The following is a 16,649-nucleotide window of genomic DNA, read 5'->3' as shown; positions in this document are numbered from 1 at the left end:
TTAAGAATAAAAAGATAATAGTATATATTTGCTTACAAAATACATAAATCAACCCTATGATATACAAATACTTTAAGCAATTTTCTCTTTTTTTATTTTTAGCTTCTTTTTCTTTAGTGGGGCAAAATTCTAAAGAAAAACAATTTATAATTAAAGATTATGATTTAACAAAATTAGAGAATTTAAAGGAAGAATTTTCTACAAAATTTAGAGAAGAAAAAAAGAATGCTACACTTTTAGCAACGCAAAAAGGCTGGAAATTAAAGTATAAAGATCCTAAAGGATCTTATTACGAATTAATGAGGGTATCGGAAGAAGGTACGCCTTTATATTATAAAACATACAATGTTGATGCAGCTATTTCTACAAGAACCAATTACTTACATAATAATGGAGGTCTTGGTTTAAATGTAGAAGGTCAGGGAATGACAGCTTACGTTTGGGATGGAGGTATTGCAAGAGCAACTCACCAAGAATATGACGGAGACGGTGGAGATGATAGATTTTCTGTAGGAGATTTATCAACTGAATTAAATTTTCATGCTGCTCACGTTATGGGAACTATTATTTCTTCTGGTTTTGAGCCAGCAGCAAAAGGAATGGCACCTAAGGCAAAAGGTATTGGTAATGATTGGAATAATGATTTATCAGAGGCTACGCTTGCAGCTTCAAATGGAATGTTAGTTTCTAATCATTCTTACGGTATTGCTGCTAGAGATGATGATAATGAAGTCCAAATTCCATCCTATTATTTCGGAGCTTATATTAGTACTTCTAGAAATTGGGATAACTTAATGTACAATGCGCCTTATTATTTAATGGTTGTAGCTGCAGGAAATGATGGTAATGATAATACTGCAAATGAAGCTCCATTAGAAGGAGGTGCTGCTTTTGATAAGTTAACAAGTTGGTCTACTACAAAAAATAGTTTGGTTATTGCCAATGGACAAGATGCATTAATAGATGCTAACGGTGCTTTATTATCTGTTACCAGAAATACGAGTAGTTCTCAAGGACCAACAGACGACTTAAGAATTAAACCAGATATCATGGGGAATGGATCTTCTTTATATTCTACTTATGATTCTGCAGACAATGCTTATAATACAATTTCTGGTACCTCAATGGCTTCTCCAAACGTAACAGGTTCTTTATTGTTGTTACAACAATATTATAAAGAAACTTATGGTAGCTTTATGAAAGCAGCTACATTAAAAGGACTGGCACTGCATACTGCAGATGATACAGATATGGTTGGACCCGATGCAAATACAGGTTGGGGATTAATGAATACTAAAGTTGCTGCAGAAACCATTACTAAAAAAGGTTTTGAATCTTGGATTTCTGAAGAGGTTTTAACAAATGGAAATTCTTATTCCGTAACTGTTAATTCTGATGGTTTAAATCCTTTATTAGCTTCTATTTCTTGGACAGATAAACCAGGTGTTGTAAGTACAGGAATAGTAAATGATGCAACAGCTAGTTTGGTAAACGATTTAGATATTAAAATTACTAGAGATGGTGTTGAGTATAAGCCTTGGAGATTAACAGGAGTTAGTAGTAATGAAAAAGGAGATAATTTAGTAGATCCTTATGAAAGAGTAGATGTAACTAATCCAACTTCTGGAGAATATACTATTACAGTTACTCACAAAGGAACTTTGGCAGAGGCTCAAAATTTTTCTTTAATTGTAACGGGTGTTGCTGGTGAATTTACTTTTGTAGCAGATACTTCTGAACAAGCATTTTGTTCTAATGAAGATGCTGTTTTTAATTTTGAATATAGACAAGCGGTTGCAGGTACTACTCAGTTTTCTGCTACAGGAGCTCCAGAAGGTGTATCGGTAGCTTTTTCTAAAGAATCGTTAAGTGCAGATGGTAGCTTTAATATTACTTTTGGAAACTTATCAAACGTTCCAGCAGGTTCTTATTATATTGAAGTGAAGGGAGATAATGGAAATGAAATTCAAAAAAGAATAATTAGGCTAATTGTTCTTCATCAAAATTTTGATAATAACCCATCGGAGTTAGAGTTTCCAGTAAACGGACAGAAAGGGTTAGCAAAAAAAGTGTCTTTAGCGTGGAAAACAAATTTAAATGCAGAAAATTATGTGGTAGAATTATCCAATTCACCTAGTTTTAGTTCTATTTTATATACAGATGTTGTTACAGACAGAACAATAGATGTAAGTAATTTAGAAACAAATTCTGTATATTATTGGAGAGTAAAAGCAACAAATAAATGCGGAGAAGGAGCATATACTTCTGCTTTTAGTTTTCAAACTGGGGTTACAGATTGTACAAATATTTATACTGCTACAGATTTTTCTACGGCTGGTATAGATGAAACATCTGCAAATGCTACAGCAATAGTTCCTATAAGTATTACAGACAATTTATTTGTTAATAAAGTTATGGTAACAGTAGATATAACACATCCAAGTATGCAAGAGTTAACACTTTCTTTACAAGCTCCAGAAAGTATTGGTGGTGCTAGTGTTGTTATTTTATCTAATGCTTGTGGTAATAAGGGAGATATGAGTAATACTACTTTTGATGATGATGCAGGTGTATTATTTTGTGAATTTTCAGCCCCAGCAATAACAGGAACCATAGCACCTGATAATAACATGAGTGCTCCATTTTTAGGGAAAAATGCACTTGGAGACTGGAAATTAGTTGTACAAGACAACTCAGAATTAAATGGAGGCCAAATTAATGCTTTTTCTATTACAATTTGTTCATCAGTAGAAAATACAAGTGTTCCTACTTTTTCTACTTCAAATTTAGTTTTAAATGGAAGTTTAAACTATGTAATAACAGCAACTGATATGAATGCTTCTACGGCTTCTGAAACCGAAGAACAACAAATATATACCTTAGTAGAATTAGCAGAAAAAGGGACTCTTAAAAAAGAAGGAACCGAATTAGTTTCTGGAGATACTTTTACCCAAGCAGATATAACAGGTGGTAAAATAACTTTTACAAATACTGAGACAACTTCTTTTACAGATCAGTTTAAAGTTAATGTTACAAACGATGCAAAGGGATGGTTAGCAAACCAGACAGTTACAGTACAAGAAGGTGTTTTAAAAACAAATGAATTTTCTTTAAATGATGTTTCTTTATGGCCAAACCCAGTAAAAGGAATTTTAAATGTAAAATTAAATAATGCAATTGGTAATGATGTAATTATCTCATTATTTGATTTACAAGGAAGAAAAATCTTCACTTCTGTAAATAAGTCTACTACAAATGTATTTACTAAAGAAATAGATACAAAAAACCTTTCTTCAGGAGTTTATTTATTAGGTATAGAGCAAGGAAGTAAAAAAGTAACTAAAAAGATAATTATTACAAAATAAGGTAACTTTTAAAATCAAATTAAAAGCCAAAACAACTGTTTTGGCTTTTTTCATCTTATTTAATTAAAAGGTAAAATAAATTTTATTTATATTTCCTATTATTAACATTTATAAAAAAACATACACAATGGCAATTTTAGATTTATATTCCTCAGGAAAACACAAACAAGAAATAGGACATTTTGCAAATATTGTAAAAATTGCAAAAGCAGACGGAGAAATTTCTGAAGGTGAAAAAGAATTATTAATTAGAGCAGGCAAAAACTTAAATATAACATTAGAAGAATCTATTCTTATATTAACAAACCCAGAAAAGTACCCAACAAATGCACCAGTAGGTTACGAAGATAGAATAGAACGTTTGTATCGTTTAGCTAAAATGATTTTGGTGGACGGAGAAGCAAAATTAGTTGAAGTTCAATTGATGAGAAAAATAGCAATTCGCTTACATTTTTCGCATGATAATGTAGAAAAAGTATGTGATGAAGCAATTCATTTAGTGCTAAACAACAACGATTTAGAAGATTTTACTAAGGCAATAAAGTTGGTGAACAAGGATTAATTTTTAATTGCAAACAATTCACAACCTAGAGCTGTGGTTGTCCTGGATGGACGATCTTGCAGAGCAAGATTATGTAATTATTGATGATTTTATAGACAACAACCTTTATAAAGAAATTAAAAACTTCCTTTTTGAAAAAATAGATATTTTTGATAAAGCAGGTATTGGTTCTCTTAACCAACACACAATAAAAAGAAACATTCGTGGTGATAAAACCTATTGGTTAAATAAAGACAGAGATGCGGCTCTTAGTGGTTTTTGGAATTTATTAGAAGAAACTAAAAGTACGTTAAATAGGTATTGTTATCTAAGTTTATCTGGCCAAGAATTTCATTTAGCTCATTATCCTTCTGGAGGTTATTATAAAAGACATTTAGATCAATTTGAAGGTAGAAATAATAGAATGATTTCTATGATTATTTACCTTAATGATAATTGGGAAGCAGAAAATGGTGGACAATTAGAAATTTTAGATAAAAACAAAAAATTACAATTAGTAGCACCTATTGCAAAAAGATGTGTTTTATTTAAAAGTGATAAAGTACCACATGCTGTTTTAAAATCTTTTAAAGACAGGTATAGTTTAACGGGTTGGTTGCTTTACCAGCCAACAAGTTTAGGCCCTTTATTAGGGTAATTATATTTTTCTTTTTTATAAGTTACTCAAAACATTATTTCAATATTTGGGAAGGTAAACCATCAATACTTGTTTGGTTTTTATCTTCCCAATACTTTTTAATACCCTCTTTCCCTTGTTCTGAGGCCCAATCATTCAATTCATTTCTTTCGCCTTTATAATCGTAAAACGGAATAGACATTCCGCAAGAAGTTTGTGCAGATGCTATAGAAATATCAAAGATTTGACGCGTTCCTGGTGTTTCTGGAAACAGCGTAATTAAATTATTCCAAGAAGCATCTCCTTCTTTAATTTCTTTTCCTTTTCCGTACAAACGTAAAATATTCGGTGCACCTTCAAAGGCACAAAACATAATGGTAATTCTGTCGTTTTCTAATAAATGAGCCGCAGTTTCATTTCCGCTTCCGGTAACGTTTAACCACAAAACACGGTTTTCATTCATCACTCTAAAAGAATCCATTCCTTTAGGCGATAAATTAATTCGTCCTTCATTTGGAGCCGTAGCCACAAAGAATATTTTTTGTGCTTCTATAAACTTTTGAAGCCTAGAAGTGATTTTTGTATAAAATTTTGACATAATCGTAATTATTAGCTGACCAAATTACAAAATAACGATTGATAATGTGGTTTAATAATTACTACCTTTAGCAACTTAAAGACTTTTTTATGGAATATGGATTTTTATCAGTAATACCACCTATTGTGGCAATCATTTTAGCCTTAAAAACCAAACAAGTGTACATTGCCTTGTTATTGGGTATTTGGTTTTCTTGGTTGATCATAGAAGGTTTTAATCCGTTATCCGGAACTTTGGCAATGATAGAAGGCATGGTAAATGTTTTTCAATCTGCAGGAAATACCAGAACTATTATGTTTAGTGCTTTGGTGGGTGCATTATTAATATTTATTCAATATTCTAGAGGAGTAGAAGGGTTTATCAATATTATCAACAGAAAATTAGTAATATTAGAAAATAAAAAAACAGGGTATAGTAGAGTAATGGTTCAGATTTTAGCAACCTTTACTGGTTTATTACTGTTTGTAGAAACGAGTATTAGCTCCTTAACCGTAGGTACATTGTACAGACCCATTTTCGATAAATTAGGAATTCCGAGAGAAAAACTAGCCTATATAGCAGATTCTAGTTCGGCACCATCATCTATATTAATTCCGTTTAATGCTTGGGGAGCTTTTATTATGGGATTGTTGCTAACACAAGGAATAGACAAGCCTTTTGCAATGATGATTGCCTCTATTAAATATAACTTTTATCCAATTTTAGCCATCGGAATTTTGTTTTTTATCATCTTATCTAAAAAAGATTTTGGCCCAATGAATAAAGCCGAAAAAAGAACCAAAGAAACAGGAGCGTTAATGAACGAAGGTTCTACACCAATGATTTCTGATGAAATTACGTCATTTCCTCCAAAAGAAGGAATTGAAGCAAAAGCGTATAATATGATTGTACCGCTTTTGGTCATGGTTTGTATGATGCCTATAAACCTAATTTACACCGGTTGGGCTGCTGTAAAAGAGTCTACAACTACTTTAGACCATATTACACAAGCAATCGGAGAAGGTTCCGGTTCATCATCTGTATTATACGCAGTAATTACAGCTTTATTGGTTGCCATGGCAATGTATTTTATACAAGGAATTATGAAGCCAAAAGAAGCTGTTAATTTAACTTTAAAAGGAATTAGTGAGCTAATGCCATTAGCGTTGTTAATGTTGTTGGCATTTGCTATTGGAGACGCTTGTAAGGAACTAGAAACCGGAATTTACGTAGCCAATGTTACTAAAGATTGGTTGTCGCCAGAATTGTTACCGGCTGTGGTTTTTATCATTAGTTCTTTTATTGCTTTTTCTACCGGAACCTCTTGGGGAACTTTTGCTATTATGTTGGCAATTTCTATACCTATGGCAAACATTCATGGAGCAGATCCAACTATTGTGGTTGCTGCAACTTTAGGAGGTGGTGTTTTTGGAGATCACTGTTCGCCAATTTCAGATACTTCTATTATATCTTCTATGGCGTCTGCCAGTGATCATATAGACCATGTAAAAACGCAATTACCATATGCCTTAGTGGGTGGTGTAATTACAGTTTTAATGTATTTGATTATCGGTTTTTTAGGATAAATTCGTTTTTTAACGATCCTTTTTAAGAATTTGGGCGTTACCACAAGGGTCGCGCTTTCCACTATATCTTTTTGCGAAAAACAAAAAGGATGCCGTTGCAATCGCTAACGCGGGCGTAATTGCGAACAAACTGTAATTTTGATTAGATTGTTATTTCGCACTCAATTTGTCGTTTCGACCTTTTGGGAGAAATCTCATAATATTTATAGAACTATTTATATCACGAATAACCACACAATCTGTCATTTCGAAATGAGCTTTTTTAAGTATTTCGACTACGCTCAATATAAACTTATGAAAAATCTCACATTTAGCTTGTCATTTTGTTTGTTTTACCAAGTTTCATAAAGGAAAATCTTGTACGGTACTCGTTAAAAACGAGCACTAGCGTAAGAGAAAAGTGTGAGTCTTGTTAAGATTTTTATGGTATAATTGTTATGCGGCTTCTCCTAACGTCGAAGTGACAATTTTGAAGTTTTATTAACTTTTATAGTTTCATTTATATCACGAATAACCACACAATTTGTCATTTCGAAATGAGCTTTTCAGCGATTGAGAAATCTCACTTTAGCTTGTCATTTTATTTAATTTTAAGAGCGTTATCAAAAGAAAATCCTTCACGTACTCGTTAAAAAAGAGCACTAGCGAAAGAGAAATGTGTAAGTCTTGCTAAGAGTTTTATAGTATCACTTGTTATGCGACTTCTCCTGACGTCGAAGTGACAATTTTGAGTTTTTCTGGTTTAATTGAATCTAATTACACTCAATAACCACACAGTTTGTCATTTCGAAAAGAGCTTTTTTAAGTATTTCGACTACGCTCAATATAAACTTATGAGAAACCTGATAATGATTGTTCGCTTTTTTGTTATCAATGCAATAATACTTTTCTTAACGTAGAAGTAATAAGTTTAAAGGTCTTTCGAACTCTTCATTAAAATAAAAAACCTCTTTAAATTTTAAAACTTAAAGAGGTTGATAAATATATATGAAATATCTTTTTACTCAGCTAAAATACCACGTTTTTTAATGGAATCAATCATACGTAAAGAACCTTCTTTAATGGTGTTTTCTTTAAAGAGAAAGGTCTTTTCATACAACGTATTTCCTTCAAAAAAAGTAACCTGAAAACGATTGTTTAATTTGAACAACTCTGGTTGAATAAATTCAATTTTAGCAAAAGAATTTGCTGGAAGTTTGTCTAATTTTTTACGGAATAAAGACGTTATTTTAGTTTCAGAAAAACCTTGTGTAACAACTACCATCATTTCTAAATCAACATTTTTATTATTGATGATGTACACATTCCAATCGTTGGTTTTATAAATATCATTGTATTCATAAGCGATTGCCATTTCTACATCGGTAACTTCTGGTATTTGAATGTCTTTTTTCATAAAAAATAATCAAGAAAATAATTTGTTTTTGTCTTTGTAATTTGGTGTAATTACACCTTTTAAATTGTTAACAATAAGGTGTTTAAAAACACTTTCTACACCGTATTTATCAAAAAGATTTGTAGGTTCAAAAACTAAGCTTTTTAGTTTTGTAAAATACAAATCGCAAAACAAATTGATATTTAAATTTTTGCAAATATACTCTTTTTCTATAGCCTCTTCTAGTAAAGGTTTTAAGTTGGTTTTTATAAAATTGACTTTAAAATCAATAAAAACAGCATCTGCTTTGTGATGATATTTTTTAATTCCATATAAAAAAGTCGGTTGAAAATAGTCTAAGTATTGAAAATTTACTTTTTGAATTAAAATTATTTTCTCAATAGGATCTTCTGTAGTTTTTACAATTTTATCTATTTCGTGTAGGTATTTTTCAATAATAAAACGAACTCCTTTAGAAATGAGTTCGTCTTTAGTTTTAAAGTGTTTGTAAATGGTTTTTTTAGAAATACCAAGTTCGGAAGCGAGCTCGTTCATAGAAAAACGCTTGCTTCCAAACTTGATAAAATTTGTAATAGAACATTCTATAAGTTCTTGTTTACTAACCATTTTAAGTTATTATTTTAAACCACCACCCAAAGCTTCGTATAAGTTTACAACAGATTGTAATTGTTGTAATCTACTACCAATTACTTTAATTTCTGAGTTTAAGGCACTTTGTCTAGCTGTTAATAAGTCTAAATAAGTAGCATAACCATTCTTTAATAATTCATCAGAATTTTTCTCTGCTTTACGCAAAGCTTCCACTTCATTTTTTAAGAATTCGTACTTTTTATTTTCAGAATTGAATGAGTATAAAGCATTTGAAACTTCGTTACCTGCAACTAATAAAGTCTTTTTAAAATTTAAAAGTGCTTGTTCTTGTTGTGCAATAGCAACTTCTTTTTGCGTTTTTAGCTTACGCTTATTAAAAATAGGTTGTGTTAAACCACCAACTATATTTGCAAATAAAGAGTTTGCATTAAATAATTTATCTAATTCTAAACTTTGCAATCCGCCAGCAGCGGTTAACGTTAAAGAAGGATATAAACTACTTCTAGCAACATTTGTCAATTCGAAAGCACTTATTAAGTTATATTCAGCAGCAATTACATCTGGTCTGTTACTTAGTAATTCTGAAGCAAAACCTAATTTCATTTCAGTGGTTATAGTTTGGTCTTCTAAACTACTTCTTTCTACTTCTTGAGGTGTTTTACCTAATAAAATACTTAATGTATTTTCTGCTCTAAATAGTGCAACTTCTAAATCTACTTCTAATGCTTTCGCATTGTTGTATTGTGCAATATTTTGATCTACTGCAACCTGATTTGTTAATCCTGCTTCTTTTAAAGATTTAATGGTTTCTACCCCTTTTTCTCTTGTTTTAATAGATGTTTTGGTAATTTCTAACTGCGCATCTAAAGCTAAAATACTGTAATAAGTAGCTGCAATACTAGAAATCAATTGTGTTTTTACAGCTTGATGACCGGCAACACTTTGTAAATAGGTTGCTTGCGTTGCACGTTTATTGCTTCGTATTTTTCCCCAAATATCTGCTTCCCAAGAAAGTGATGCAGTAATATCCCATTGATCTGTAGAAGTATCTGTTAAAAACGCCCCAAATTGGGTGTTTTTAGATAATTCTTGATGTGTAAGATTAGGACCAACACTTAAAGAAGGTAAATAACCAGATTTTCCTTGTTTAGCATATGCTTCTGCTGCAACTATTTGTTGAATAGCAATACGAATGTCCATATTGTTTTGCAAGCCTTCTTCTATATATTGTTGCAAATAGGTATCTGTAAACAATGTTTTCCAAGATACATCTGCCATAGATATACTATCTGATGGCAAATTATCTGTTCTGTACAAGTTTTCTGTTTCTGTAACTTCTGGTCTTGTGTACTCTTTAGCAACAAAACAACTTTGTAACGTTAAAGCCATAACAGCTATAACGACTCCTTTTTGAAGGTTTCTTTTTTTTATAATTGATATCATCTTATGCTTCTTCATTTTGTTCAGAAATAACTGCTGGTTTACTAGAAACTTTTTCTTGTAACCATTGAAATAATATAAATAGTATCGGAATTACAAAGACTCCTAAAATGGTTCCTATCAACATCCCTCCAACGGCACCTGTACCGATAGAATTGTTTCCTTCAGACCCAACTCCTTTTGCTAATACTAATGGCATTAAACCAAGTATAAAGGCAAATGAGGTCATTAAAATAGGACGTAAACGAGATTTTGCTCCATGTATAGCTGCATCAGAAATACTTTCTCCATTTTTACGTCTTTGTAGCGCAAACTCCACAATTAATATGGCGTTCTTGGCGAGTAGACCAATCAGCATGATTAAAGCAATTTGGAAATAAATGTTGTTTTCTAATCCAAAAAACCAGGTACTTATATAGGCTCCGAATACACCAAAAGGAAGTGATAATACTACTGCAAATGGTAATAAATAACTTTCATATTGTGCACTTAATAAGAAATACACGAATAAAATACTCAATGCAAAAATAAATATAGTTTGGCTCCCAGCACTTACTTCTTCTCTTGTTAAACCAGAATATGCAATGGTGTAGTTACTTGGTAACTTTGCAACTTCTTCTTCAATAACTCTAATGGCGTCTCCAGTACTATAACCTTCGTTTGTAGCACCTGTTAGGGTCGTAGAATTAAATAAGTTGAAACGCGTTACCGATTGTGGTCCATATACACGTTCTAATTTTACAAACTGTGTAATTGGTGTCATTTCACCAGAGTTTGTTCTAACATACATGCTATTTAAATCATCTACGGTTGCTCTATCATCTGGTAAAGCTTGAATATATACTCTAAATTGTTTTCCGAATTTTGAGAAATCCGAAGCATATATACCTCCAATATAACCTTGTAATGTTGAGAAAATACTATTAATAGGCACTCCTTTTTCTTTTGCTAAAGGCACATTAATTTCCATTTCATATTGTGGATAATTTGTACTGAAAGAAGATTGTGCATATTTAATTTCTGGATGACTCATTAAAGCCATTGCAAATTCTTTATTTGCTTTGTCTAAGTCTTTAAATTCACCTCCAAATTTATCTAGTAAATTTACCTCAAAACCTGCAGAGTTACCAAAACCTCTAATACTTGGTGGCGAGAAGAAAATAATATTTGCTTCTGGGATGGTAGCTGCAATTCCGAATAATTTACCTGTAATTGCTTGTACAGAAGTAGAAGGATCTTCACGTTCTCCCCAATCTGCTAATTTTATAATACCAAAACCGTAATTACTACCAGCTCCACTAATTAAACTTCTACCTTTAATAAAGTTTACGGCAACAACACCATCTATATCTTTAATTTTACTATACAAATCTTTAGCTACTGCGTTTGTTCTATCTAAAGAAGCACCTGCTGGTAACTCAATATTTGCAAAAAGAATTCCTCTATCTTCATTAGGTACAAAACCGGTTGGTGTTTGTTCTGATGCCCAAAAAATTCCAACAATAGCTAAGACTAATAATAAACCAGATACCCATTTTCTCTTATATAAGAAATGTAGTGATTTACCATATCTATCAATAGTTGCGTTAAATCCTCTATTAAACAGCGTGTAAAAACGCTTTAAAGGACTTTTTCCTTTTATTTCTTCATCTTCTTTATGTGGTTTTAATAGTAAAGCACATAATGCCGGACTTAAAGTTAATGCGTTTACTGCAGAAATAAGGATTGCAATAATTAATGTAACTCCAAATTGCTCATAAAAAACACCTGTTGGTCCAGAGATAAAAGTTACTGGAATAAATACAGCTGCCATTACTAAAGTAATAGATATAATAGCTCCAGAAATTTCATTCATGGCAGTTAAAGTTGCTTTTTTAGCACTCTTTTCTCCTTCATCTAATTTGGCATGTACGGCTTCTACAACCACAATGGCATCATCTACCACAATACCAATTGCAAGTACTAATGCAAATAGTGTTAATAAGTTAATTGAGTATCCAAAAACATTCAAGAAAAAGAAGGTACCAATAATAGAAACTGGTACAGCTATCGCTGGAATTAAGGTAGATCTAAAATCTTGCAAGAAGATAAATACCACTAAGAACACCAATAAAAAGGCTTCTAATAAAGTACTGATTACTTTTTCTATAGATGCATTTAAAAATAAACTCGTATCGTAAGGTACAAAAACATCTAATCCTTCTGGTAAGTCTTTTTTTGCCTCTTCTAAGGTTTCTTTAATGTTTTCAATAATTACTTTTGCATTAGAACCTTTTGTTTGAAAAATCCCCATAAAAACTGCAGGATTTCCTTTACTCATTGCGTTAGACGCATAAGATTGTGCGTCTAATTCAATTTCTGCAACATCGTTTAAACGAAGAAATTGTCCGTTTCCTAATGCTTTTATAATAACATCTCCATATTGTTTTTCTTCTTTAAAACGACCACTATAGGTTAATGTATATGAAAATGATTCTCCACTATTTTCACCTAAAGAACCTGCAGCTGCTTCTAAATTTTGTTCTGCTAAGGCTGCTGTAATATCTGAAGGGATTAAATTATAAGCTGCTAATTTTTCTGGTTTTAACCAGATTCTCATAGCATAATCTTGTTGAGAGAATACACTAACATCTCCAACACCACTAATACGCTGAATAGCAGGAATTACGTTTATTTTTAAATAATTCTGAATAAAAGTAGCGTCGTAATTGTCGCTTTCAGAATACATAGAAATAAACATTAAAGCACTTGTTTCTTGCTTTTGAGTAGTTACACCTGTTTGTACAACCTCTGCAGGTAACAATGGTGTTGCTCTAGCTACACGGTTTTGAACGTTTACTGCAGCAATATCTGCATCTATTTCTTGATTAAAATAAACAGTTATTTCTGCTGTACCTGTGTTAGATGCAGTAGAGGTAATGTACGTCATACCTTCTACACCATTAATTTGCTCTTCAATAGGTACAATTACACTTTCTAAAACTGTTTCTGCGTTGGCTCCGGCATAAGAGGCAATTACCTTTATGGTTGGTGGAGCAATATCTGGGTATTCTTCTATTGGTAGGCTTGTAACGCTTATAATTCCAAGCAAAACAATGATAATAGAAATTACGGTTGAAAGAACGGGTCTTTCAATAAATGTTTTTAACATAACTAAATAAGTTTATGGTTTGCTAGTTTTTAAATAAAGTTTCTACAGGTTTAATAGCGTCATCAAAAGGAGTGTCTTGTGGTGTAATAACGGTACCACTTCTTAATTTACCAACTCCAGATACTACAATCTTATCTTTTAAATTGATTCCAGATTCAACTACATATAAATTGCCTACTGCTGCTTTTACTTTAATAATTGAAGTTTCTGCTTTGTTACCTTCTCCTACTTTAAACAACATAATATTTCCTTGTTGTTCATAAGTTGCTTGTTGTGGAACAACAATTGCATTTTCGAAAACAGTTGGAATTTGAATTTTACCACTATTTCCATTGGTTAATAGTTGGTTAGGATTGTTAAAAACAGCTCTTAAACTAACAGTACCTGTATTTTTATTTACTTGTCCTGTACTTGTTTCTATTTTACCTTTTTCTGCATACGTGCTTCCGTTTGCCAATACCAAATTGATTTCAGCATAATTTGCCAATTTTTCTTCTAAGTTTTTACCTTCTGCATTTTGTAAAAAGTCTAAATATTCACTTTCGTTTAAACTAAAAAAGGCATATACTTTACTAATATCACTCACTGTTGTTAATGGAGTTGGATCTGCTGGACTCACCAATGCGCCTTCTCTATAATTAATAGCACCTACATAACCATCTACTTGACTTCTAATAGTTCCATAAGCGATACTTGCAGAAACACTACTATAGTTAGCTTTGGCTTGTGCTAAATTTGCTTTCGCAGTTTCTAATTGAACCGAACTAATAATGTTTTTTTCTACTAACGGTACTAATTTGTTCACTTCTACTTGTGCAACATTAATACGCGCTTTTGCTGCACCAGCATCTTGACTTAAAGATTGTGTCTCTAGTCTAAATAAAACTTGGCCTTTACGTACTTTCTGACCTTCGTCTACCATTACTTTTTGTATGTATCCAGATACTTTTGCTCTAACAGCACTGTTTACAACTCCTTCTAAACTTGTTGGGTATTCATTAAAACTTGTAACTGTTTTAGGTTGCATGGTAACTACAGGAAAAGAAGGTGCAGGACCTTGTGCTGCTGCGGCTGGTTGCTCTTTGTTGGTGCAACTTGCAACTACTAAAAATACTCCTAGTGATAGTAATGATAATAATTTATAATGTTTCATTTTTTGTCTTGGTTTAAATATCGAATTTATGGTTGGCTATTTTAGTTTTTAATTCTTCTACAGAGGTTGTTGCTCCGTCTATAAATTTTATATAATCATCGTGAAAATTTAGATCGAACTTTTCTTCCTTATTTTCAATTTTATTCTTGTTTATAGTTTCTTTGTAATTTTTTATTTCTAGATGCATTTCACGCTCTTCTTTCCATTTATCTATCATACTATCTATATGCTGAAGAACCATTCCTTTATTAATGATAAAATATTTTTTACGATCACCTGTTTTTGTGAAATACACTATTTTATGTAAATCTTGTAAATGATTAAGGTGTGTAGAAATGGTGCTTTTACTTGCACAAAGTATGGTGACCATATCTTCAAAAGTGACTCCTTTTTTACCTGTTAAGATGATGTAAGCTAAAATACGAGCTGCAACTGGAGCTAATTGTTCTCTGTCTTCTAAATGCACACCTAGTTTTTCAACCAAGTCCATTTTTATTTTACAGATTTCTTCTTTCATTTTATTTGCTTTAAGACTGTTTTTGAAGTTCAATTATTCATTTTTAGTCAAATTCTTTGCAAAGATATATTTTTAGTTCGGAACAAACCGAACTTAACGAAGTTAATTTTTTGTTAAAGGAAAAAGCCGATAGTTATATCGGCTTTAAATTTTGTAATATGTAAGTTTGGAATGTGTTTATTATCCGCTAAAAGCGGATAAAGGTCTAGATAATAAGCTTTTTTAAAAATTTTTCTTTTGTAACTATAGAATTACCAAAGTTTATAAAACTCTTCTTTAGAGATTGCATCTCCATCACATTCATCTATGGTTAATGTGCCTTCGCACAAACCACCAAACTCATCTTCTAGATGATCTTCATTATATTTAGTAACTTTTTCGTTTTTGTAAACCGTAATTTGTTTTAAAACTTCGTCTGCATCATTGGTTTCAAAATACCAAGTTGAGGTTCCCCAATCTGCATATTCATCATCTCTTTCTTCGTCCCAAAATTGTGTAAAGTATTTCATTATCTAAATTATTTTTTACTATTAAAATTCACAATACCGATTATACAAACTTGTTAACTCTTTCCTTGTTAGGTTTTATAAAACAGATTTAAACTGTTCTAAGAAACGTTTATCGTTTTCATAAAACATTCTAATATCAGGAATTTGGTATAACAACATGGCAATACGTTCTATTCCCATTCCAAAAGCATAACCAGAATATTTTGTTGGATCTATGTTTGCATTTTTCAATACATTAGGGTCTACCATTCCGCATCCCATAATTTCTAACCAACCGGTACCTTTTGTAATTTTATAATCTGTTTCTGTTTCTAATCCCCAATAAATATCTACCTCTGCACTTGGCTCTGTAAAAGGGAAATAAGAAGGACGCAAACGTATTTTAGATTTACCAAACATCTCTTTTGTAAAGTACAAAAGGGTTTGTTTTAAATCGGCAAAAGAAACATCTGTATCAATATACAAACCTTCTACTTGATGAAAAATACAATGTGCTCTTGCAGAAATATCTTCATTTCTAAAAACTCTACCTGGAGAAATTGTTCTTATCGGTGGTTTATTTTCTTCCATATATCGTACCTGTACAGAAGATGTATGTGTACGTAGTAAAATATCTGGATCTTGTTCTATAAAAAACGTGTCTTGCATGTCTCTTGCCGGGTGATATTCTGGCAAGTTTAAAGCTGTAAAGTTGTGCCAGTCATCTTCTATTTCTGGACCTTCAGAAACGGTAAAACCAATTCTATTAAAAACATCAATAATTTGGTTTCTTACCAATGAAATTGGATGACGAGAACCCAAATTAATAGGCTCTGAAGGGCGTGATAAGTCTCCATAAAAAGATTTATTACTCTTAGCACTGTCTAAAGACTCGCTTAACTCGGCAACTTTTCCTTCTGCAGATTTTTTTAAATTATTTAATGCTTGTCCAAAATCTTTACGCAATTCTGCGTCTACATTTTTAAATTCAGCAAATAAATCCTTAAGTAAGCCTTTGCTACCTAGGTATTTAATTCTAAAAGTTTCAACTTCTTCTTTTGTGGTTGCGTTAAATGACTTTACATCACCAATCAGTTCTTTTACTTTATCTAACATTACATACTAAATTAGGTCGCGAATTTACACATTTTTATTTTTGTTGAATCTAATTTTTGGCTGAATACTTGTAATATATTAATGTTCTAAA

The 16,649-nt window shown here is 31.7% G+C and carries 13 protein-coding genes; 4 read left to right on the top strand and 9 right to left on the bottom strand.

What is annotated here, in order from left to right; translation table 11 throughout:
• The first annotated feature begins 56 nt into the window (after positions 1-56).
• The 3 genes from GQS57_RS04340 (at position 57) to GQS57_RS04330 (ending at position 4,564) form a co-directional block, all read left to right on the top strand.
• Positions 57-3,365, top strand: coding sequence for a S8 family serine peptidase (locus tag GQS57_RS04340; protein WP_165731366.1), 3,309 nt, complete (start codon positions 57-59; stop codon positions 3,363-3,365).
• A 127-nt stretch (positions 3,366-3,492) separates the two neighbouring features.
• Positions 3,493-3,927: a TerB family tellurite resistance protein gene (locus tag GQS57_RS04335; RefSeq protein ID WP_165731365.1), complete on the top strand. Its 435-nt coding sequence runs from the start codon at positions 3,493-3,495 to the stop codon at positions 3,925-3,927.
• 46 nt (positions 3,928-3,973) lie between these two features.
• Entirely contained in the window at positions 3,974-4,564 is a 591-nt protein-coding gene (locus GQS57_RS04330) for a 2OG-Fe(II) oxygenase (protein ID WP_165731364.1), read from the top strand.
• A gap of 34 nt (positions 4,565-4,598) precedes the next feature.
• On the opposite strand, the gene GQS57_RS04325 is transcribed toward GQS57_RS04330, so the two are convergent.
• Positions 4,599-5,141 carry a pyridoxamine 5'-phosphate oxidase family protein gene (locus tag GQS57_RS04325; RefSeq protein WP_165731363.1) on the bottom strand — a complete coding sequence of 181 codons (543 nt, stop codon included), beginning with the start codon at positions 5,139-5,141 and terminating at the stop codon, positions 4,599-4,601.
• 89 nt (positions 5,142-5,230) lie between these two features.
• Between GQS57_RS04325 and GQS57_RS04320 the strand changes: the two genes are divergently transcribed.
• Positions 5,231-6,706 (top strand): Na+/H+ antiporter NhaC family protein, encoded by a 1,476-nt coding sequence (locus GQS57_RS04320; protein ID WP_165731362.1) that lies wholly within the window; start codon positions 5,231-5,233, stop codon positions 6,704-6,706.
• Between the two features lie 1,000 nt (positions 6,707-7,706).
• On the opposite strand, the gene GQS57_RS04315 is transcribed toward GQS57_RS04320, so the two are convergent.
• The 8 genes from GQS57_RS04315 to pheS all read right to left on the bottom strand — a co-directional run bounded on the left by GQS57_RS04315 (position 7,707) and on the right by pheS (position 16,558).
• Entirely contained in the window at positions 7,707-8,102 is a 396-nt protein-coding gene (locus tag GQS57_RS04315) for a hypothetical protein (protein ID WP_165731361.1), read from the bottom strand.
• 9 nt (positions 8,103-8,111) lie between these two features.
• Positions 8,112-8,708, bottom strand: a complete 597-nt coding sequence (locus GQS57_RS04310) for a TetR/AcrR family transcriptional regulator (protein WP_165731360.1) — start codon at positions 8,706-8,708, stop codon at positions 8,112-8,114.
• A 9-nt stretch (positions 8,709-8,717) separates the two neighbouring features.
• A complete protein-coding gene (locus tag GQS57_RS04305) occupies positions 8,718-10,136 on the bottom strand; it encodes an efflux transporter outer membrane subunit (protein WP_165731359.1) in 1,419 nt (472 codons plus the stop codon).
• Position 10,137: 1 nt separating this feature from the next.
• The gene (locus GQS57_RS04300; protein ID WP_165731358.1) at positions 10,138-13,284 is read right to left on the bottom strand and encodes an efflux RND transporter permease subunit; all 3,147 of its coding nucleotides are present in this window, start codon (positions 13,282-13,284) and stop codon (positions 10,138-10,140) included.
• A 22-nt stretch (positions 13,285-13,306) separates the two neighbouring features.
• On the bottom strand, positions 13,307-14,437 hold the full coding sequence (locus GQS57_RS04295; protein WP_165731357.1) for an efflux RND transporter periplasmic adaptor subunit: 1,131 nt from the start codon (positions 14,435-14,437) through the stop codon (positions 13,307-13,309).
• Positions 14,438-14,450: 13 nt separating this feature from the next.
• Complete coding sequence (locus GQS57_RS04290; protein ID WP_165731356.1) at positions 14,451-14,954, bottom strand: GbsR/MarR family transcriptional regulator; 504 nt, start codon at positions 14,952-14,954, stop codon at positions 14,451-14,453.
• Between the two features lie 251 nt (positions 14,955-15,205).
• Complete coding sequence (locus GQS57_RS04285) at positions 15,206-15,463, bottom strand: hypothetical protein (protein WP_165731355.1); 258 nt, start codon at positions 15,461-15,463, stop codon at positions 15,206-15,208.
• A 75-nt stretch (positions 15,464-15,538) separates the two neighbouring features.
• Positions 15,539-16,558, bottom strand: coding sequence for a phenylalanine--tRNA ligase subunit alpha (pheS, locus tag GQS57_RS04280; RefSeq protein ID WP_165731354.1), 1,020 nt, complete (start codon positions 16,556-16,558; stop codon positions 15,539-15,541).
• Positions 16,559-16,649: the final 91 nt, after the last annotated feature.

It is taken from the genome of Polaribacter sp. 20A6 (genome assembly GCF_011378915.1).
Lineage (GTDB): Bacteria > Bacteroidota > Bacteroidia > Flavobacteriales > Flavobacteriaceae > Polaribacter > Polaribacter sejongensis.
The sequence above is the reverse complement of the archived record's forward strand: the minus strand, read 5'-3'. Positions and strand labels throughout refer to the sequence as shown.